Here is a 22,262-nt window from a genome sequence, read left to right on the forward strand (position 1 = left end):
CGAGAGTATACCTAAAATATCAGAAAATGTATACTTATTTATTGGGTTCACCATAAATAACCCTGCTGTCTATTCAAGACGATTTAGTTTTATAATTTAGGAGCACAATTTCAATATTTATCCTGCTGCTTCTACACTGAGAATCCTTGTAGCATAGGCTGTTAGCCTGTGCGTGCATAGGTCGCAACCTAACAGTTACGCTACAAAAGAGAAAACTAAATGCCCCCGGTTGTCTATTTGATTCTGTTTGACTTTTCCTCAAACATGATATATAATTGTAACCCAAGTTGCTACTAACAGATTTTGCAAACTTCAGAGGGGTAATATACCTAAAGAAAATAGCGTATTTATGCGATCATACTCCAGCGGAGTGCTATGTGCATAAAAAGGTGGCAACTTGCGTTAATTGTAACTAAGAATGGAGTACAGCAATGTGCAATCCCCTTTACCAAAAAATGTCGAAAATTAGAGATTTAATAAACAGTTCTCGCAAGCAAAATATCTTACTGCAAGATAATATCTTATGGCACATGCTCTGCAGTTGTATGGATACAATTGAGGATACAGAAGAAGCATTAGAAAGTTTCCTAAAATTAGACGCTGATAGTTTTGATGAAGGTAGAAATTATTTACATATCTACGGTGCTCTGCAGGCTCTTTTTGTCCAGCAAGATGCCATAAAAAATCTGCATGATGCTCTTAAAATTTCATACACCGAGGATAACGCGTTAGATAAAATTCGCAATATTCGCAATGACGCTGCAGGACACCCAACAAAAAGAGGTAACAAAAGAGCATTCAACTTCATTAGCAGACCAACACTTAGTTCACAGGGATTTGAGTTGATAACATATTATCGGACAAGTTCGGGAAATAACAAACTTGATTCCAAGCATGAAGATATAAACGTTCCCGATTTAATTGCAACCCAAAAAAGCATTTTTGTGGATGTTTTGAACAACATCATTAAAACCTTACAAGAAGAAGAAATGGAACATAGAAAAAGATTTGCAGGAAAAAAATTGACTGATGCTTTTCAACATACAAGTTACCCATTTGAAAAAGTATTGGAAGCCACTATTTCACCAGATTCACCACATGTTGAGCTTGTTGGTGCTCATGTTGATCAGATCCTAAAATCCGTTGAGATGTTTAAGACTGGATTAAGAGAGCGGAATGAACCTGATGACAATATAAATCATGTATACGAAAATATTGATCATGCTTTACGACACATTAAAGCGTACTTTCATGTTCCCGAGGAAACTCATATTCAGACGAAAGACACCTACATTTTCGCAGACTTTGCACGGCGGCAAGTAGAGATATTGGAAGAAATTGCCCAAGAAATAGACGAACGGTATAGTGATGTGTAAATTCATTAGAATAAGATGAACATCCTCTACTTCACCAACTACCCTTAGGAATCATGCCTAATGCAACACCTCTTTGAAAAACTGCGTGACGACACCCTAAATTGGCGCAAAGATGGATATTCCTGCCAAGACTACCCACTCATCGGAGAAATACTACGCTACCAATTTGAAGGCGAAGCAGATGACCGTGTGCACCTCAAATACCTCCGAGAACCGCAATTCCAATCGCTGGAACTTTACTGGTACCTAAGGTTAGTCCTGAAAACTCCACATATTGTTAAACTCTACAGACACTACTATGACACTGGGGATATACGCGATTTCTGTGAAGCATTCGGTATCCCGATCTCTTCCCAAGAATTGATATTGATTAGAGATGTTGACGCGATCATTGACTTGGTAGAAAATAACCCAGAATTCGTTAAACAGAAGCGAATTGATCCGGTTTATGAGGCTGCAACACTTCCATATCCAAGTTATATCTTCGCGCTTGCAATGGGCACAGGTAAGACGGTTCTTATCGGCACTATTATCGCAACCGAATTCGCGATGGCACTTCGCTATCCAGAGGGCACTGAAAGCCCGCACTCGGCGGGCGAGACTCACTTCATGAAAAATGCCCTTGTCTTCGCCCCCGGCACAACTATTATTGAGAGTCTCCGCGAGATTAGCGAGGTTCCGTTCGATCAGATTCTACCACCCAGTCTACACCGTGATTTTCTCGCCAACCTTAAAATCACCTATCCACAAACAGGAGCGAAAGGAATCCAAGTTCAAGATGGCAGCGTTTACAACGTTATCGTCACGAACACTGAGAAAATCGCGCTTCGGGCAAACGTCAAAAAGCGAAGTAATCAGACAGAACTGGAGTTTGAGGAAAAGAAGGAGCAAGCAGAATTAGAGGCAAACCTCCGCCTTCAAAAAATAACGGGCTTACCCAATTTAGGGATATTCTCAGATGAGGCACACCACACTTACGGAAATAAAATAGACACAGAACTCAAGCGGGTGCGGGAAACGGTTAACTACATACATGAGAAAACGCCTCTTGTATCCGTTATCAATACCACTGGTACCCCTTACGCCAAACGGCAGATGCTCAGAGAAGTCGTTGCATGGTACAGTCTTGGTGAAGGAATTAAAGACAATATCCTTAAAAGTCTTCACAACGGCATTGTTCAGTACCCTATCGGAACGATTCCCGATGCAGACGTGATCCGTAGCGTTATCAACGACTTTTTTGAAAACTACGGTGATGTATCATTGCCCGATGGTGCGAAAGCGAAAATAGCCTTTTACTTCAAAACACAAGAACATTTGGATACCTCCCATCAACATATTCAAAATGCACTTACCCAAAGGGGAGAGAGTACCACTCAGATACTCGTCAATACCCAAAAATCAAGTCCGCAGGAAATTGATGAATTCAATCAACTCAACAATCCTGACAGCCAAAAACGTATCATTCTACTTATTGGCAAAGGGACAGAAGGATGGAATTGCCTAAGTTTATTCGCTTGCGCGCTTATTAAGGAACAGACAACCAGTAGCAACTTCATCTTGCAAGCCTCAACGCGATGCCTCCGTCAAGTGAAAGGCAACACACACACTGCAAAAATCTTTTTGGATACCAAAAACAGTACGATTTTAGATAAAGAATTGCAAGCAAATTTCGGTACCACGCTCGGCGAACTCCGCACACAAGACACAGAAACGGAAGAGGTTGCACTCCGTATTCGCAAAACCGATTTGCCGAAATTACAAATTATGCAATTGGTGCGCAAGGTTGTTCCGCTGGAAAATACGCCTAAAGCGATTCAGTTGCATAAGCCTACAAACCTTGAGAAGACATCACCTGCCTTTCGTAGCATTCTGACCCCCGACTTTACGCAGCGGAGTACTTCGCCGCTAACAGCGTTAGGCGCACAAGACGAAGTTGAAATTGCTAATCGGGCAACAGATTGCTACACACTCGCGAGACGACTCGCAACAAACTATCACCTCTCTGTTATGGAGACGTTAAAAAGTCTCAAAAGCCTCTATCCAGAGGGGCAAATCCCTTATGCACACTTCGACTCACTATGTAAACAGGTGGAAAACCAGCAGCAAAATTACGAAGTGATTGAGGAACATATTGCAGAACACCTCGCACTTATCCGTATTCACGATGACGATGGTAATCTACTTTTTGAAAAAGATGATACCGACGGTTCCTACGTTCACAAGGTGCGTCTGCGGAAAAGTAAAGCTGACCTTCTCCTCAGTGAAGATGACTTAGATGACAACCACGATGTGAGTTTTCACTATATGCCTTACGACTTTGATAGTGCTCCCGAACAGAATTTCTTTAAAACGATTTTGGCAACGCTGAACCAATCGGCTGCAGATGTTGAAGTATTTCTGTTTACCGGTAGCCTAACGAATACAAAGAAAACCGATTTTCACTTTGAATATAAAGGTACTGATAACAATTATCACCGCTATTTTCCCGATTTCGTTATCGTCAAAAACACAGGGGAATTCTACATCGTTGAGATTAAGTCCGAAAGCGAACGCAGCGATTCCAACGTCGTAGCGAAAAAGAAGGCAGTGAAACGTCTGGCAAAATTGCAACCGGATTCCCATTTTGAGTATAAAGTGATTTATACCAAGGACACTTTTCTCCAAGAGAATTTAGACGAAATGCAAACTATCCGCGAATGGATTTATGGGAAGGAGCTCATGCAGAACGGCGGTGAAAACAATTTAGCGTGAGTTCAGTATAAGTAGCGTTGGATATACACCGCTCTATGTAGCAGAACGCTGTTATGTCTATAATAACCGAAACCTTAAAACAATCTTTTGGAAATTTGTTAATGAGAGTATGTTATTACCAGGTAAGGAGATTGTGAATGAATAAACTGTATTTTGGTGATAATCTCGAAATTATGCGTGAAATGGAACCGGGGCATGTAGACCTTATCTGCACCGATCCTCCCTTCAATAGTGGACGCGACTATAACGCTTTTTTCCAAGAATCAAAGGCACAAGAAAAAGCTTTTACGGATATATGGCAGTGGGATGATAGAGCAATAGAATCCCGCGACGACATACGAAATCGGGCAGACGCAAATGATACCTACAAAGCATTAGATACTTGCCTACGTGGATATGATCTTGTGTTACAAAATGCTGTGAAGGGCAACAAAGGTTCAATGCGGGCATACCTCGCTTTTATGGGACCCCGTCTGGCAGAAATGCATAGATTACTCAGAGACACAGGGAGTATCTACCTACATTGTGATCAAACAGCAAGCCATTACCTAAAAGGTGTTATGGATGCAATATGGGATCAGAAGAATCTCAAGAATAATGATTTCTTTCAAAATGACATAATATGGGGATATAGAACAGGAGGGGTAAGCAAGAAACGTTGGGCTAAAAAACACCAGAATCTTTTGTTTTATGCCAAGTCAAAAGACTATGAACATAATCCTCGACAGGAACGAATTTATTATGATAAACCCTTCTTTACTACTGAAAAAGACGAAGAAGGGAATTATTATGCAGATGTTTATGTTCGAGATATTTGGGAAGATATTTTGCCTCTTATAAAAGCATCTGATTTAGAAAAAGATGTCTTTCTCAAGGATGTATGGCAAGATATAAAACCTATTCTTAATGTAAGTAGTGAATGTTTACATTACAACACACAAAAACCACGCGCTCTTTATGAACGTTTAATTCAAGCATCCAGTCATCAAGGCATGTTGGTGATGGATCCATTTTGCGGATGTGGCACAACTATAGATGCGGCACACACACTAAAACGAAACTGGATCGGTATAGACCTTACTATCATCGCATTAGATCCGATAAGTAAAAGAATGAGAGATCGGCATACTAATAGTGCTAACGAACCCTTAGAACCACACAAAAACTATAAAATTATCGGTTATCCTACTAACATGCAGGAAGTCCACAAACTCGTTCGTGACGAAAAGAAACGCCATGACTTTGCTAACTGGGCAGTCACCCGTCTCGGTATGATACCAACCCGTGATGTAGGAGATGGTGGCAAAGATGGTATTGGGTCTGTGATGCTTTGGAATCCAGAAACGGACAAAGAAACCTCTAGACGTATTATATCTGAAGTAAAAACAGGCAAACCTACACTTCAGCAGGTTAGGGCTTTCTGTCATACAATGAACGAACACAACGCTATAGCGGGTGTGTTTATCACGCTTGATCCAGTGACGAGGGGTATGCGTCAGATCGCGGCAGATATGGGCGAATTTGAACTTGAGAACAATAAGTATTATCCGCGTTTACAGTTCTGGCAGATAAGCGATGAGTATTTTGATAATCCAAGTTTTTTGAGAGATAATATTAGATTACCATATAACTGGATAATACCACGAAAGAAATCAGAGAGACATTTTGACAATCAACAACTTGAATTATTATAGCCATGATAAATCGTGAAATCAAAATTAACCAAACCCAAAACTACTTATTGCGAAAAAAAATGAAGTGCCAACGCTTATTTAGACCAAAAAATCTGTCCAGTTAAGACAAGTGTTGTGACTCACATCCAACAGAGGTCAAATAGCCTAACGCCGAGTGAGGACGTTTCTGGTTGGACACCCGTAGATAATCGGAAGTGAATCTTCTGCGTTTGGCCACCGGAGAGAGTGCTATTATACCACAATCTTGGTTTAGACGGTGGCCCAAATTTCCGATGGCAGTAGTACAATAGGAAGAGCACACAATGAAAATCAAACCAGTTAAAGGCAGACCGATGCTCCACTGGGTCGGCAAACGCCCAATTGACACAATAAGCAACTATCCTGCCCAATTGGTAGATACCTATAACGTTGAAAACCCTGAGAAAGAACCGACTTACGATAAATTTAAGGACGGTCCTAATCTCTTTTTTCAAGGAGACAACAAAGAGATTCTCTCAACACTTCTCGTGCAAGGTTTCCGAGGCAAAATAGATTTCATCTACATTGATCCACCGTTTGCAAGCGGTGTTGATTATGTGCGAAAAGTGGAATTACGCGGTGGAAAGGTGGCATTAGAAGGAGAAGAACACTCTGATCTTGAAAAGGTACAATACAAGGACATCTGGACAAATGACAATTACCTCCAATTCATGTATGAACGGCTCATTTTGATGTATGAGCTTTTAAGTAAAAAAGGATGTATCTACCTCCATTGCGATTGGCACAAAAGCCATCATTTGCGATTTCTGCTAGACGAAGTGTTTGGCGAAGAAAATTTTAAAAATGAAATTATATGGTCTTATCGCACAGGTGGAGTTGGCAAAAATTTCTGGCCCCGAAAGCATGATGTCTTGCTATTCTATTCTAAGTCAAGCGAATATACACACAGAGCTCTGCAAGAGCGTATATATTATGAAAAACCATTTTTTAATGAGCAGGTAGATGAAGAAGGGCGCTATTTTGCAGATGTATATATCAGAGATACATGGGATGACATTAAACCTGTAATCAATGTGTCTAAGGAGAGAGAAGATTATCCTACCCAAAAACCTGAAGCACTCATAGAACGTATCATCAAAGCATCAAGCAACGAAGATTCCATCGTGCTTGACTGTTTTGTAGGTAGTGGCACCACCGCTGTTGTTGCAGAAAGACTCGGCAGACGTTGGATCGCTGCAGATATCAACAGAGGTGCAATCCAAACAACAATAAAAAGACTACAGAAATTGCCTAATATGCAGCGCGGCATTGTACACTATGGGGTCAATAACTACGATGCCAGTACCCATTTGGAACGAAAGGATATTGTCATCAAAAAATATGGCGTGCAAACGGACAGACAAGAGGCATTTTTTGATGGCACGTTGGATGGGACACTCGTCAAAATCATTGACCTAACGAAACCGTTCACGCCATTAGATATTCAGACGATAAAAGACGAACTTGAGAATCGCCCGGATGAATCACGCAATATCACCGTATTTTGCTACGGTATTAATAGCGGCATTCAAGCAGAACTTAAGGCGGAAAACAGGCGGCGCGCAGTAAACAAAATTTTTGTGCGTGACATCGGAAGCGAAGGAATTACCACATTTGAGCCTGCCTCAGCAGAGGTTAATTTTGACAGAAAAGGAGACAGTGTCAAAATTACCATCGCAGATTATATAAGTCCAACCATTTTAGCACGGATGGATATTGATCGAACTATTTTTGACGAGCAAATTGACGATTTCCGCGCACAGATCGATTGCGTGTCGATTGATACCGACTACTCGGGCGAGTATTTCAAAATAGTTGAGAGCGATGTTCCAAAGAAAAAAGAAGATTTTGTTGAGGGAGAATATACGGTATCACTGCCGCGTCCTGATGCCCACGTCGCTGTGAAGATCATCGACATGCTTGGGGAGGAAACTGTTGTTATGGAATAACACTTAATCACATTGGTTCATGTAAAGACTGTGTGCTAATGAAGATGTCAAACCCGCGTGGTGACTGCCTTCATTCAAAACAATCGCACATACTTTTTACATGAGCGAATCACATTTTGTTTGTAGGGCGATATCTGAATAATAATGTTAACCACGTCCATGAGGTATATTAATTTTAGATTTAACTATGAGATATATTCCAATAGAATTGGAAGAAAGAAGTATATAAAAATGATAGAAATTCTAAAAATACCGGCAACTATTCAGGAAATTTACAACGATCCAGCAAAAGAAAGATCTGCCTTTTTGAAACTGGAAATTGTCCCTGGAGAAGTCTTCCGAATAGGTGACTCCATGTTGAAAATACTGTGTGAGGCACTAAATCAAGGTATACCATTTACGGAGTGTGGCCGCACCGATATTTTGAATTGTGGTATAAGTCGGGATGCACAAATTGAGAAAGGCCGTCTTTTGACTACAATTGAAGTGCTAAAACGCCTCAAATATGGTGGAACACATAGTTTTGCATCAACCGATGATTTGATAAGAGGAATTGAAGAGAAGATAATAGTAAATTTCTTTATTGGCTTAGGCAATGTGATAGCCGAATGCGACAATTGTAAGAAACCTTTTTCTCCGTGGCCTAATCAGGGTTGCACGCATTGGCCAGGAGATAAAAACGAAGAGGAAAAAGTTAATACTTATACGGTGAGAGAAGCATGGGTGATGATCGTGTCTACCGTAACCTTGAAGGTAACAGACTATGAAAATATCGAATTACTAACCAGAAGTCTTGAATTAGACAAAATTGATAAAATTAAGGCAATGAAGAAAGATCTCACAAGTGGTCCGCGCATTCTCACTAAGAGTGCTCACCACCGGTTTGATTAATAAAATCATGAACAATGAACTTGCAGTCATTACATCATTCATAAGTTCTACAGCCGCTGTGATAAGCGTTACATGTTTACTTATAGTCACCCTATACCAACTCCCTCGAAAGATAGTGGACACTTTCAAAGTCGAAATATTTAGAATGTTTTACTCCGAGCCAACTGCTTCTATTTTTCAATGGTCCAGAAAAACTTCAAAATATAGAACATCTATAAGGTTTTCGGATATAAAAGGGTTTTTTCCTGCCTATCTCCGCACCGGATACTGTGAAAGTTTTTTTGCGGTTGCAATGGCTGAGGTCAAATTGAACTTAGAGGAAACCGAGTATTTAAGGTTGATCAGTTATAATGAAGGATCAAACGTTGATAGAAGAAAGGTTTTCCAATTTTTAGACTCTCACAAAAGAGAGTTTAGATCAGCAATGCGCGGTGAAAATTTTCATAGTGTCCGTTATTCGGTATCTACACATTATGAAGAACTTTGCAATGCTCTTGATAATATCACATACCAAGAAGATGAGGATTAAAATGCCAACAATTTTGGAGCGGTATCAAAACCTTCGCAAAAGATAGAGAATTGGTATAGGCAGTAAATCAATTTTTCTTATCCTTTTACCTTGCCATTACTCTCAAATTGTAAGATGCATATAGCATGAACCAACACAATCTAAAACGCCCGCACAAAGAACTCCGCAAACTCCTCGGAAAACGCTTCAGCACAGACAGTGCCGTCCGAGACGCGCACGCACGTGATGCGTCATACCATCAAGACGCGCTCCCAGATGCCGTTGCCTTCCCGAAAACCAATGCCGAAGTCGCAGAAATCGTCAAAATCTGTGCGGAACACAAGATACCGATAATCCCTTACGGCACCGGCACGGGCGTTGAAGGTGCTGTCGTTGCGTCCGAAGGCGCGCTCTGTATCGCACTCAACGAAATGAACCGTATCCTCCGTGTCAGTCAAGACGATAGAGATGCCACCGTCCAAGCAGGCGTGACGCGTTTCCAATTGAATGGTCATCTTATGGACATGGGGACGCAGCTCCACTTTTCGGTCGATCCGGGGGCAGATGCTTCACTCGGTGGGATGGTCGCAACCCGCGCATCCGGCACGAGTGCTGTCCGATACGGCACAATGCCCGATAACGTCCTCGGCTTGACTGTCGTCACTGCGGATGGCACGATCGTTCATACCGGAAGCAGAGCGCGGAAATCCGCTGCAGGCTATGATCTCACCCGCCTCTTTATCGGTTCAGAAGGCACACTCGGAGTTATCACCGAAATCACGCTGAAATTAACACGGTTGCCGGAAGCGGTCGCCGCAGCGGTCTGTGCTTTTCCGACTGTCGCCGCAGCAGTAGATACTGTTATCAAAATGATGGATACAAGTATCAATATCGCCCGCATTGAACTGTTAGACGAACTGCAGATGGATGCAGTCAACAAATACGCTGGATTAGATTACGAAGTCGCACCGACACTCTTCTTTGAATTCCACGGGTCCGAACACACCGTCGCAGAGAGTTCTGAGATTGCTGGCAAAATCGCAGCAACGCACGGCAGCGGTGATTTCCGATGGGCAACAGACGAAAACGAACGTAAACGGCTCTGGCAAGCCCGATACGATAGTTATTACGCTGCACTCAACCGCCGTCCCGGTTCCGTAGGTTATGTCACTGATGTGTGTGTTCCGATTTCTCGGCTCGCTGAGTGTATCGCACAAACGAAAGCACTGCTTGCTCCATCGGATCTTGTCCCGTCAATTCTTGGACACGTCGGTGACGGTAATTTTCACGTCGTCTTTCCGCTCGAACCCAACAACAAGGACGAATTAGCAGAGGCACAGCGACTCAGCGATCAGATTGTAGACATCGCCTTAGAAATGGACGGCACTTGCACGGGTGAACACGGCGTTGGTGTCGGTAAACGGAACGCGTTAGCGAAGGAACACGGAGAGGCAATAGACCTGATGCGTGCTATCAAACACGCCTTGGATCCACAGAATCTAATGAATCCCGGCAAAGTCTTTTTGTAAGAGTGAAGGATCACTATAACAGACATGGCAAACAACTGGAAAATCCTCATCACCGATTACGCTTGGTCCTCTATTGAACCTGAACGACAGGTCCTTGCAGAAATCGGGGCAGAACTCGTCGCAGCCGAAACTGGAGACGAATCAGAACTTCAAACGCTTGCACCGATGATGGACGGTATCCTCACTTGTTGGAATCCTGTTCGCGAGCCAGTCATTACCGCCGCGAAGAAGTGTCAGGTTATTGCCCGCTACGGCATTGGACTCGACAACATTGATGTCAAAGCCGCCACTGCGCACGGTATTGTTGTTACCAATGTTCCTGCCTACTGTATCGACGAAGTTTCTGACCACGCGATGGGACTCCTACTGGCGTGTGCAAGAAAAATTTCACGCTTTGACCGGGCTGTTAGAAACAACGTATGGGACCAGAATATCGGACCGGAGATGCACAGAATCCGTGGTAAAACACTCGGTATCGTCGGATTCGGACGGATCGGGCAAGCGATTATCCCGAAAGCGAAAGCGTTCGGATTGACAATCAATGTCTGCTCCCCGCGCACGGATCCGAAGCGTATCCAGCAACAGGGTGCACAAAAGGTCTCATTTCCTGAACTCCTCGCAACCTCCGACTTTATCACAATCCATGCCCCGTTGACCGAGGAAACAGAATGTATGTTCAGCAGTGCCGAATTTCGTGCGATGAAACCGACAGCGTTCCTAATCAACACTGCGCGCGGTGGTATTGTAGATACCGCTGCGCTCACGGCGGCACTCCGAAATGGAGACATCGCCGGTGCCGGGCTGGATGTCTTGGAAACCGAACCCCCAAATGAAAATGAAGAACTCCTCACGCTTGAAAATGTTGTCGTCACACCGCACGCCGCATTTGTCTCAGAAGATGCGATTCTTGAACTGGAGGTCACCGCTGCCAGATGTGTGGCACAAGTGCTGACAGGACAGCTGCCGGAATCCGTTGTTAACCCATCGGTTTTAGAGCAACCAAACCTCCGCGCAAAATCATTAAAGTAGTAGGCACACGCCGATGTGCCGTAACATTAAAGTAGTAGACACACCACTATGCCGTAACCATTGGAGAACTTAAATGCAACAACTTCCTGACGCAACAGGCCATTTCGGACAATTCGGGGGCAGATACGTCCCCGAAACCCTGATGCCTGCCCTTTTAGAACTCGAAGACGCTTACAACCAACTCAAAGATAACACCGATTTTCAAGAAGAATTCCGGTACTACCTCCGCGAATATGTCGGACGACCCAACCCGCTTTATTACGCCGAGCGTCTGACGGAAACCCTCGGCGGCGGGAAGATATATCTCAAACGGGAAGATCTCAACCATACAGGCGCGCATAAAATCAACAGTGCAATCGGTCAAATTCTGCTTGCACGCTGGATGGGTAAAAAACGCATCATCGCCGAGACCGGTGCCGGGCAACACGGTGTCGCAACAGCCACCGTCGCCGCAAAATTTGATATGGAATGCGAAGTCTATATGGGTGAGGAAGACATAGAACGGCAGGCACTCAACGTTTTCAGGATGCAGTTGATGGGAACGAAAGTCGTGCCGGTTAATTCCGGGTCGCGTACCCTCAAAGATGCGATCAACGCCTGTTTCCGCGACTGGGTCACGAATGTCCGTACCACCTATCTACTCCTCGGTTCGGTTGTCGGGGCGCACCCTTATCCGATGATTGTCCGGGACTTCCAAGCCGTCATCGGTGATGAGGCAAGGGTACAGATATTAGAACAAGCGGGGGCACTGCCGGATTGTGTTGTCGCCTGTGTCGGTGGTGGGAGTAACTCGCTCGGTATGTTCTACCCGTTCTATGCCGATGAATCCGTTCGGATGATCGGCGTAGAAGCCGCCGGTGAGAGCATCCGTAGCGGACGACATGCAGCACCTCTTACTGCAGGCAGTGTCGGTGTCTTTCACGGTGCGAAGTGCTATCTATTGCAAGAAGACGACGGTCAAATAACGCCTGCGCACTCGATCTCCGCAGGGTTAGATTATCCCGGTGTCGGACCTGAACATAGCTATTACCGTGAAACCGGTAGAGCCGAATACGTCCCGATTACCGATGCTGAAGCAGTGGAAGGGTTCCAGTTGTTATCGGAAACAGAGGGTATCATCCCCGCATTAGAATCCGCACACGCCATCGCTTATCTGCGAGAACTCGCGCCTAAACTTGATAAAGATAAAGTCATCGTCGTATGCCTTTCAGGTCGTGGCGATAAAGATGTCTATACCATCGCCAAAGAATTAGGTATCAGCCTCTAATTTTGCCTGAATTTATTTGGCACGCTGTTGTGGTTCCTAACACGACTCTTGATACATGTCTGATTTAGAGAAAAATTGCCATTTAGAGACACTCTATGGTATAATTCTTTTACACTTCTAATCCATATCAACACGACGGCATCACGACAAAGGAGAAACACAGTGGCAACAAACGTTGCAAAAATTCAAGAAGAGATTCTTGCCCTCTCCGAAACCGATTACCGGCAATTGAAACAATGGTTTAACGATTTAGAGTGGGAAAAATGGGATCGGCAAATCGAAGCGGATTCAAACGCCGGTAAACTGGATTTTTTGATTGCTGAGGCACTCGAAGCCAAGGAAAAAGGGACACTTAAGAATCTTGAGGATCTTTAGGTGCACAGAACAACACCGCGCTTCTGAAAATATTTTGAGCAACTTCCAGAACATGGGCAAAAAGCATTGTAAAAACAATTTGCTATCCAATCCAATATATGCTATAATTCTGCCGTTTATCTGAAAAATAGCGAGCGAGGTGGCACGATGACCCGCGAAACCGTAGACGCTGGTTCAAGTCTGTCTCTACAACAAAAAGCCCGCAAGTTCATCAGTTGGCTCTCACGCCGAGACGGTCCCGTTCGGAATTGGCGATATATCCCGACCCACGTATTGCTGCGAAAACTTCGATCAGAGTCTGCCGAAATGCGCGCCTACGCTGCTGAAGGGTTAGGGGGTGTTGGCGATGTCCACGCCGTCGCGCCGCTCATTGATGCCCTAACCGATAACAACTCAACCGTCCGCCGATTCGCCATCTCCTCCCTCGGAAAGATCCGTGATGCCCGCGCCATTGATGTTCTGATCCCATTCCTACAAGATGAAGAACCCGACATGCGCTGCGCCGCTGTCGTCGCGCTCGGAGAATTAGGACTCAGTGAAGACAGGTTTTCAACACCACCGGTACAGGTGATAGAGGCACTAATAAGCACGATAACAGATAGCGATAGAGCCGTCTGTTCCGCTGCCGTTGTCGCCTTAGGCAGAATTGGTAGCCCGCAAGCCATCTCTGCTCTTAAAGCACTCGCGGAAACCACCAACAGTGAATGGATCCGCCGCTATATCAGCGAAGCACTGCACCAAATTGAAGAACAAAACGCCTAACCAGACTCCCAAAACTTTCCTTGCTTTTCGCCCGCGAATCTGGTATAATAATTGTTAACTTTTACAATATCAGAATAGATTCTGTTTACGCAAATTGAGAGTCTATATTAACACGTTCTACTAAAAGCATCCCGCCTTTAATAATTATGGACGAAATCCAAAACTTCAAATCTGGTTACGTTAGCATTATCGGTGCGCCTAACGTCGGGAAATCGACGCTGCTTAATGCTATCTTGGGGCAGAAATTAGCGATCGTCACCCCGAAACCGCAGACAACGCGGAACCAGATTCGTGGCATTCTCACCACGGACACCCATCAAATCATTTTTGTCGATACCCCCGGGCTGATGACCCCTAAATATCGCCTACAGAGCGAAATGGTCAAAACAGCGTATAGTGCCTTAGGGGATGCTGATGTCGTACTTTTCGTGATTGATGTCACGCGCCGAAATTCAGATATTGAAGATACAATTCTAAAACGCCTCAAACGTGTTAAATCGACAACAATCCTCGTTCTCAATAAAGTAGATCTCGTCGAAAAACGAACGCTCCTTCCTATCTTTGAAGACTACAGCCAAAAATTTGAATTTGCGCATATAATCCCGATCTCTGCCTTAACTGCCGATGGTGTCCCACTTCTTCTTGAGCAGATTGAAGCCTATTTACCCCTTGGTCCGCACTATTTTCCAGAGGATCAACTCAGCGATCTCCCCGAACGGTTTTTCATCGCCGAGACTGTCCGTGAGAAAATCATACTCCTGACGCAACGCGAGATCCCTTACGCTTCCGCCGTCGTGGTTGAAGAGTTTGAAAAACGCCAGACGAACAAATCAGGCGAAATTCTCTATATCCGCGCCATCGTCTACGCGGAACGCCAGACGCAGAAGCAAATTATTATTGGCAAAGGTGGTAAATTAATTAAAAGAGTCGGCGAACTTGCACGCATTGATATCGAAAAATTCTTAGACACCCGCGTCTTTTTAGAACTCTATGTAACAGTTAAAGCCGATTGGCGCAGAGATGCCCGTAAACTCAAGGAGTTAGGCGGCTTTGTAAATATTTAACTGTGTTCTTCTGAAGAAAAACTTAATCACCTCCAACCCAGTCAAGAATTAATCAAAAACCTGCCTGAAACGAAGTGGAAGGCAGACCAGGAGCAAATAGTTAAAAAAATGACAGAAGAGTCAATCCACGTCCAAGGTGCGCGAGAACACAACTTAAGAAATATTGACATCCAACTGCCAAAAGATAAACTCATCGTCTTCACCGGCGTTAGCGGTTCCGGTAAATCTTCACTGGCGATTGATACTGTCTATGCTGAAGGACAACGGCGATACATTGAATCCCTATCGGCATACGCGCGGCAATTCTTGGGGCAACTCGGCAAACCGGATGTAGACGAAATCATTGGACTCTCCCCCTCTATTGCTATCAGTCAGGGATCCACAGGACATAATCCGCGATCTACGGTCGCCACCGTGACTGAGATTTACGATTACCTGCGTGTGCTCTATGCGCGTGTCGGACAATTCCACTGTCCCGACTGTGGACGTGAAGTCGGTTCGCAAACCGCCGCGGACATCGTCAATACTTTGCTCAACTACCCGGAACGTACAAGACTCATCATCTTAGCCCCAATCGCCAGAGGTTCGCGCGGTGCGCATGAAAAAGAGATAGAAGACCTACGTAGCGCGGGTTTTGCCCGATTACGCGTTGATGGCGAAATACACGAAATTCGCCCAGGCTTCGCCCTCAGCCGTAATCAACGCCACGATATCGATCTCGTCATCGATCGGATCATCATTAAAGACGGGATCGAACCGCGCGTTACCGAAGCCGTGAACACAGCACTCGCTCGCGGAGACGGGAGCATGCTCGTGCAAGTTATTCCGACTGAAGGTGAAATATCCCCATTTCTTGCAGAAGAAGACGACCTGCTCTTTAGTAGAGACTACACCTGTTCGCACTGTCGGATTAGTTTTGTGAAACCGGAACCGCGCCACTTCTCTTTCAACAATCCCGATGGCATGTGCGGAAACTGCAGGGGTCTGGGTGTGCAAATGGGAATCTTACCACAGTTGATCATCCTTGATGATACCCTCTCCATCATGCAAGGTGCTATAAGTCTATGGGGACCTCTTAACAAACAAAAACGGGCGACAGAGAAAGCCATCGCTGAAGCACTCGCAAAACACCTCGGATTTGACATCAAGACCCCTTGGAAGGAACTCACGCCAGAACAGCAGCACGCTATCCTTTACGGCACTGGAGACGCCGTCCTCACGATCACTACCCCTGGGAAAAGCAGACAAAAAAAACGAAAACAACGTCGGCGATATCGCGTCCACTTTCACGGTATTATCCCCGCTGAAGAACAGAAGTATTACTTTGAAGATGATGATGAAACCGATGAAGATGATTTCCCTGATTACTTCGTCAAAATGCCCTGTCGGGAATGTGAGGGAACCCGACTTAATTCTTGGATAAAAGCCATAACAATAGATGATACGCCCATAACCAATATCCTTGAAATGTCTATTCAGGATGCAACGCAATTCTTCACAGCGTTGGAACTTCCAGAACGTGAGGCGTTCATCGCGGCGGAACTCTTAAAGGAAATTCGAGGACGGCTCGGCTTCCTGATGGATGTGGGTTTGGGATATCTGACGCTCGCGCGTCCTGCTCCGACACTTTCCGGCGGCGAAGCGCAACGCATCCGCCTCGCCAGTCAGGTGGGCGCAGGGTTACGTGATGTTACCTACGTGCTTGATGAACCGAGTATCGGTTTACATCCACGCGACCACGCCGGGCTGCTCACGACCCTCCTCAATTTGCGGAATCAAGGTAACACGGTTATTGTTGTTGAACACGATGAGGCAACGATGTTGGTCGCCGATTGGATCGTCGATTTCGGTCCTGGCGCGGGCATCAAAGGCGGAAAAATAACGGACATCGGGACACCAGCGCAATTCATCAAAGAGAGCAACACACTGACTGCGCAATATCTCCGAGGCGATAAGGTGATTATCCAGCCTGAATCCCGCCGCCCAACAGGGGACAGATGGGTACAAATATGCAACGCACGCCAAAACAATCTTAAAGAAATCAGTCCGAAAATACCAATTGGCACGCTCTGCTGCGTAACCGGCGTCAGCGGTTCTGGAAAGAGTTCCCTAATTCACGATATTCTCTACAACGCACTCGCCCGCGATCTCATGAAAGCAAAGACTATTCCGGGGAATTACGACGACATTCGAGGTATCATTGAAGAAAAAGGCGTGCCTATCTCCAACGTTATTGACAAGATTATCAATATTAACATGGCACCTATCGGCCGAACCCCGCGCTCCAATGCTGCGACCTATACAAAAGTGTTTGATGCGATTCGCGCACTCTATGCTGGCTTGCCCGATTCAAAATTACGAGGCTATAAACCGGGGCGGTTCAGTTTCAATGTTAGCGGCGGCAGATGCGAAGCCTGTAGCGGTAACGGGGCGAAAAAAGTTGATATGGGACTCCTCTCTGATGTCTGGGTGGAGTGTGAGGTGTGCAACGGGAAACGCTTTAACAACGAGACCCTCGCCATAAAATACAAAGGGAAAAACATCTCCGAAGTCCTTGAAATGGATATTGATACCGCACTCATCCACTTCGCCGATATTCCAAGAATCGCAAGGGGCTTAAAATTACTCCACGATGTCGGCCTGGATTACATTAAACTTGGACAACCCGCCCCGACGCTTTCAGGTGGAGAGGCGCAACGTATTAAACTTTCAAGAGAACTCTCGAAACGTGGCACCGGCAAGACGCTCTATATCCTTGATGAACCCACAACGGGGTTGCATTTTGACGACGTAAATAAACTGCTGACCATCCTGCATCGACTCGTAGACGATGGCAACACGGTTGTCGTCGTAGAGCATAACCTTGAGGTCATCAACTCCGCGGACTATCTTATCGACTTAGGACCCGAGGGCGGCGTTGGTGGTGGTACGATCGTTGCCGAAGGCACCCCCGAACAGATTGCTGAGATGCCTGAATCTTACACCGGACAAGCCCTCCGTGGTGATTTCGATATCTGGCGGGATGCGAAGCAACGGCTCATTGAACCGGAACTTGCTGACGCATTTGAACAAGCAGAAGAAAAACGGACAGCAATCGCTGTGCAAGGTGCAACGGAAAATAACCTCAAAAATGTGGACATCGATATCCCGCATCGAAAAATGACGGCATTGACAGGTGTCAGCGGCTCTGGAAAGACATCCCTCGCGCTTGATACTATCTACGCTGAAGGGCAGCGGCGTTATATCGAAACACTCAGCACCTACGCGCGCCAGTTTATAGGACAGATGGAGAAACCGAAAGTCTCAAAAATTGAAGGGCTTTCACCCGCCATCGCAATTTCGCACGAGAGTGCAGGTCAAAATCCACGCTCCACAGTCGCAACGATCACTGAAATACACGACGGACTCCGCACACTTTACGCCAGATGGGGTAAACCTTACTGCCCAGATTGCCTTGTGGAAGTTCAGACCCAGGACGCAGAACAAATAATGCAACAGGTTTTTGAACACCTTCCGCAAAAAAGGGTAGATGTTCTCGCGCCTCTCACAAACTTTATGATTATTTCGGAAACTGCGACACGTATAGCAAGAGGCAAGATTATTGACATCAATGCCAGTGAATCCCCTTACGGGCTGAAGGGAAACGAAGATTACGCTGATGTATTCAGCCGATTACAACGTGCGGGTTTCGCACGCATCCAAATTGATGGCGAAATTCACCGACTCGATGAAGCTCCCAAACTCAGTAAAGGGATTCCTCATGAAGTCTTTATCGTTATTGATCGTGTCGAACTTGTTGACGAAGAAAAGAGCCGGTTCACGGAAGCAGTCGAGTTGGCACTCCTCCAAAGCGGTGGATTTGTCCTGATTCAAGAGAGCCAGTCCAGTGCCCGTGCAGTTACAAGAACTAACAGATCTAATCGGAAACCAACGAAAACCCCAGAGCAGGAGGCCCCTGTTAAAAAATTCTTCAGCGAACACGCGATGTGTGTTTCTTGCGGTAACAATTTCGGGCAACTGACACCACGCCACTTTTCGTTTAATAACAAAATGGGGGCATGCGACTTCTGCGATGGACGCGGGAAGAATACACATTTCCCACACGACCCATGTAACCAATGTCACGGCACCCGATTGAAACCTTTCCCGAGCTGCGTCATGTTTGAGGATACAACCATTTCGGAATTGATGGCATTCTCAATTACCGAAATCATTGAATTCTTCAACGTCCGGTTGACACAGATTGAAGCGGAAGTCGGTAATGATACACAAAACGGTAAGGTGGATCTTCTTGTCGCGAAAGGCGTGTCAACCTCCAGAGCCACGCATCCTGCGCTTCATGCGCATACCTCGCCTGAGTTTGAAGCCGAAGTCCTCCAGCAAATTCAGATACGCCTTCAGTTCTTAGAAGACATCGGTCTCGGTTATCTCGCGTTGGACCGTGGCGCACCGACGCTTTCGGGTGGCGAAATGCGTAGAATCCAACTCGCAAGCCAACTCGGTAGTGGTCTCACCGGGGTAACCTATATTCTTGATGAACCGAGTATTGGACTACACCCGCGCGACCAAGAACGTCTCATCAACGCCCTCAAGGAACTTCGCGATATCGGCAATAGCGTCCTCGTCGTTGAACACGACCGCGATACCATATTAGCCGCTGATCATGTCATCGACTTCGGTCCTAAGGCAGGCAAAGCAGGCGGTAAAATTGTGGCTATTGGCACACCGGATACCTTCACTGACGGCACCAATCCTATACAGGAGTCGTCCACTAAATCATTGACGCAAGCCTACCTCTCCAATGAAGTAGAAATTCCTGTTCCAACAGTTCGGCGCAAAGGTACAGGCAAAGAATTAGCAATATACGGTGTGAAAACGAACAACCTCAAAGACATTAACGTTAAAATACCACTCGGCACCCTCACCTGTGTAACCGGTGTTTCAGGCTGCGGGAAGAGCTCACTCGTTGAAGGCACGCTAAAGCCGGCACTCGAAAGTCGCAGTTCTATCAAAACTGAGAATGCCGAAAACCACCGCCATACTCACCATGTCCGCGATAGCAACTGGAAACCAATATATAACGACTACGGGCAACCGGAGTATAAGAGCGTACGGGGCGTTAGTCATATCAAGCGGCTCATCAACGTAGACCAGAAAGCGATCGGTGAAACACCGCGTTCTAATCCTGCTACCTATACAGACCTCTTCACGAAGATCCGAGAACTCTTCGCCGAACAACACGACGCGAAAATGCGCGGATTTAGTATTGGCAACTTCAGTTTCAACCTCTCTTACGGACAGTGTCCTGTCTGTGAAGGGCACCGTTTCAACCGTGTTGAGATGCATTTTCTGCCGGACGTATGGATGCCGTGTGAAGCGTGTAATAGCACCGGCTACAGCGACGAAACGCTTGAAATCCGTTATCAAGGGAAAAATATCGCCGAAGTCTTAGATATGTCAGTAGATGAGGCACTCGAATTCTTCAGCGATAATTCACGTATCTGTCGGACCCTCCAGATGTTAGCGGATGTTGGGTTGGGGTATATCCAACTCGGACAATCAGCGACGACGCTCTCCGGTGGCGAGGCGCAGCGCGTCAAACTTGCGAAAGAGTTGTCACGACGGACAACCGGTTCAACGCTCTACATCATGGACGAACCGACGACAGGCCTCCATTTTGACGACATCCAAAAACTCCTCAAGGTGCTGAATAAACTCGTTGATGCAGGCAACACAATTATCGCAGTCGAACACAACATCGACATTATCAAATCTGCAGACTGGATCATCGACTTGGGACCGGAGGGCAGCAAAAATGGTGGAGAAGTCGTTGCAATGGGTACGCCAGAGGAGGTCGCGAAGGTCCAAGAATCACACACCGCACGTTTCTTACGCGAAGTATTGTAGGAGTGATTTCCGAATCCCGACTTCTCCTACTAAAAACTGAATACTCACTTGATATTTTGCATGGTGTATGATAAACTTAAAATATACGCTGCTAACGGGAAGAAGTTCCTCCTTGAACTTGCCACTTACCCAAATAAGGAACTCGCGAAGACCTATTCCAATCTGAATTGGCGGTTATGACGAATATAACTCACTTTGAGATTTATGTACGGAATTTAGGAAACTATAATGACAACTTATATTGTTACCTTTGAAGTGAATGATAATTTTAAAAAGGATCAGCTGAAAGAGAAACTTAAGCAATATAGTGGTTATTGTCCTATTCACGACAATTGTTGGGCCGTTATTTCTGATCAAAGCGCATCCCAGATTCGAGATTTTTTGAGTAAAGATCTTCCTGCCTCGGAGCGAATATTCGTTATTCGATCGGGAATAGAGGCTGCCTGGACAAATCCGTATAGTACAAATAATAGTGAATGGCTAAAGGAGAGATTATAGAATGGTCGATCCTAATTCTCCTTATAGGGACGAAAAGCCTCTTATTAGACGTGGTAGAGTTGATTCTCTCGATATATATGAAGTTAAAGAACACGAATTAGAATTATTGGAAAACGGATCAGCAGGAACACTACAATTTAACTTTGCAATTTTTCTATTTTCTATTGCGTTGACATGTATAGCTGCTTTAGCAACCGCTGATTTTAAATGGGAAATTGTGAAATCAATATTTGTTTTCACTACGGTAGTAGGTCTTGTTGTTGGCAGTTACCTTATGCTTAGTTGGTGGCGAACACGAACATCACTTAAGGAAGTAGTATCAGTCATCAAAAATAGAATAAACGGGCAGATTCCTGATGTCCAAATTCCAGAGGAACCAGAGACGCAACCCAAGAAGCCCCAAGATAATGAGGGACCTAACGGATAACATTCTTTGTAGAAGGACTAAATATGCAAAAACAAAACTTCATGGCTCTCCATATAAATCATCTTTGTCTCTTTCTTCCTGTATAAATCCCACAACCTTCTTACGCAATTTTTTTCCATTTCCATATTTCAACTCTCCGAATTTCCGCTTGACAAATTCCAGAGCCATTCAGTTTTCGTTATTAGAAATTTTCTATGATCTTTAGAGCATGTGC

14 protein-coding genes are annotated in these 22,262 nt (G+C 45.2%); all 14 read left to right on the forward strand.

Annotation, left to right across the window (positions count from 1 at the left end; translation table 11 throughout):
- Positions 1–545 precede the first annotated feature (545 nt).
- Positions 546–1,376 (forward strand): hypothetical protein, encoded by an 831-nt coding sequence (locus OXH00_09530; GenBank protein MCY3741247.1) that lies wholly within the window; start codon positions 546–548, stop codon positions 1,374–1,376.
- A 60-nt stretch (positions 1,377–1,436) separates the two neighbouring features.
- The gene (locus OXH00_09535) at positions 1,437–4,130 is read left to right on the forward strand and encodes a DEAD/DEAH box helicase family protein (GenBank protein ID MCY3741248.1); all 2,694 of its coding nucleotides are present in this window, start codon (positions 1,437–1,439) and stop codon (positions 4,128–4,130) included.
- 137 nt (positions 4,131–4,267) lie between these two features.
- Positions 4,268–5,824: a DNA methyltransferase gene (locus tag OXH00_09540; protein MCY3741249.1), complete on the forward strand. Its 1,557-nt coding sequence runs from the start codon at positions 4,268–4,270 to the stop codon at positions 5,822–5,824.
- Between the two features lie 302 nt (positions 5,825–6,126).
- On the forward strand, positions 6,127–7,791 hold the full coding sequence (locus OXH00_09545; protein MCY3741250.1) for a site-specific DNA-methyltransferase: 1,665 nt from the start codon (positions 6,127–6,129) through the stop codon (positions 7,789–7,791).
- Positions 7,792–8,022: 231 nt separating this feature from the next.
- Positions 8,023–8,682: a hypothetical protein gene (locus tag OXH00_09550; protein MCY3741251.1), complete on the forward strand. Its 660-nt coding sequence runs from the start codon at positions 8,023–8,025 to the stop codon at positions 8,680–8,682.
- Positions 8,683–9,336: 654 nt separating this feature from the next.
- Complete coding sequence (locus OXH00_09555) at positions 9,337–10,719, forward strand: FAD-binding protein (protein ID MCY3741252.1); 1,383 nt, start codon at positions 9,337–9,339, stop codon at positions 10,717–10,719.
- Between the two features lie 24 nt (positions 10,720–10,743).
- A complete protein-coding gene (locus OXH00_09560) occupies positions 10,744–11,748 on the forward strand; it encodes a C-terminal binding protein (protein ID MCY3741253.1) in 1,005 nt (334 codons plus the stop codon).
- A 73-nt stretch (positions 11,749–11,821) separates the two neighbouring features.
- The gene (trpB, locus tag OXH00_09565; protein MCY3741254.1) at positions 11,822–13,015 is read left to right on the forward strand and encodes a tryptophan synthase subunit beta; all 1,194 of its coding nucleotides are present in this window, start codon (positions 11,822–11,824) and stop codon (positions 13,013–13,015) included.
- A 162-nt stretch (positions 13,016–13,177) separates the two neighbouring features.
- Positions 13,178–13,390: a hypothetical protein gene (locus tag OXH00_09570; GenBank protein ID MCY3741255.1), complete on the forward strand. Its 213-nt coding sequence runs from the start codon at positions 13,178–13,180 to the stop codon at positions 13,388–13,390.
- Between the two features lie 147 nt (positions 13,391–13,537).
- The gene (locus OXH00_09575; GenBank protein MCY3741256.1) at positions 13,538–14,152 is read left to right on the forward strand and encodes a HEAT repeat domain-containing protein; all 615 of its coding nucleotides are present in this window, start codon (positions 13,538–13,540) and stop codon (positions 14,150–14,152) included.
- Positions 14,153–14,298: 146 nt separating this feature from the next.
- Positions 14,299–15,216, forward strand: coding sequence for a GTPase Era (gene era, locus OXH00_09580; GenBank protein MCY3741257.1), 918 nt, complete (start codon positions 14,299–14,301; stop codon positions 15,214–15,216).
- A 108-nt stretch (positions 15,217–15,324) separates the two neighbouring features.
- Positions 15,325–21,123, forward strand: a complete 5,799-nt coding sequence (uvrA, locus tag OXH00_09585; GenBank protein ID MCY3741258.1) for an excinuclease ABC subunit UvrA — start codon at positions 15,325–15,327, stop codon at positions 21,121–21,123.
- Between the two features lie 228 nt (positions 21,124–21,351).
- Positions 21,352–21,621 carry a hypothetical protein gene (locus OXH00_09590; GenBank protein MCY3741259.1) on the forward strand — a complete coding sequence of 90 codons (270 nt, stop codon included), beginning with the start codon at positions 21,352–21,354 and terminating at the stop codon, positions 21,619–21,621.
- Position 21,622: 1 nt separating this feature from the next.
- Positions 21,623–22,048, forward strand: coding sequence for a hypothetical protein (locus OXH00_09595; protein ID MCY3741260.1), 426 nt, complete (start codon positions 21,623–21,625; stop codon positions 22,046–22,048).
- The last annotated feature ends 214 nt before the right edge of the window (positions 22,049–22,262 follow it).

The sequence above is a fragment of the Candidatus Poribacteria bacterium genome, assembly GCA_026706025.1.
Classification (GTDB): Bacteria; Poribacteria; WGA-4E; order WGA-4E; family WGA-3G; genus WGA-3G.

Bases quoted from the DNA above. Each gene is read 5' to 3' on its own strand.
- OXH00_09530 (MCY3741247.1), top strand. From the start codon at position 546: ATGGATACAATTGAGGATACAGAAGAAGCATTAGAAAGTTTCCTAAAA.
- OXH00_09535 (MCY3741248.1), top strand. From the start codon at position 1,437: ATGCAACACCTCTTTGAAAAACTGCGTGACGACACCCTAAATTGGCGC.
- OXH00_09540 (MCY3741249.1), top strand. From the start codon at position 4,268: ATGAATAAACTGTATTTTGGTGATAATCTCGAAATTATGCGTGAAATG.
- OXH00_09545 (MCY3741250.1), top strand. From the start codon at position 6,127: ATGAAAATCAAACCAGTTAAAGGCAGACCGATGCTCCACTGGGTCGGC.
- OXH00_09550 (MCY3741251.1), top strand. From the start codon at position 8,023: ATGATAGAAATTCTAAAAATACCGGCAACTATTCAGGAAATTTACAAC.
- OXH00_09555 (MCY3741252.1), top strand. From the start codon at position 9,337: ATGAACCAACACAATCTAAAACGCCCGCACAAAGAACTCCGCAAACTC.
- OXH00_09560 (MCY3741253.1), top strand. From the start codon at position 10,744: ATGGCAAACAACTGGAAAATCCTCATCACCGATTACGCTTGGTCCTCT.
- trpB (MCY3741254.1), top strand. From the start codon at position 11,822: ATGCAACAACTTCCTGACGCAACAGGCCATTTCGGACAATTCGGGGGC.
- OXH00_09575 (MCY3741256.1), top strand. From the start codon at position 13,538: ATGACCCGCGAAACCGTAGACGCTGGTTCAAGTCTGTCTCTACAACAA.
- era (MCY3741257.1), top strand. From the start codon at position 14,299: ATGGACGAAATCCAAAACTTCAAATCTGGTTACGTTAGCATTATCGGT.
- uvrA (MCY3741258.1), top strand. From the start codon at position 15,325: ATGACAGAAGAGTCAATCCACGTCCAAGGTGCGCGAGAACACAACTTA.
- OXH00_09590 (MCY3741259.1), top strand. From the start codon at position 21,352: ATGACAACTTATATTGTTACCTTTGAAGTGAATGATAATTTTAAAAAG.
- OXH00_09595 (MCY3741260.1), top strand. From the start codon at position 21,623: ATGGTCGATCCTAATTCTCCTTATAGGGACGAAAAGCCTCTTATTAGA.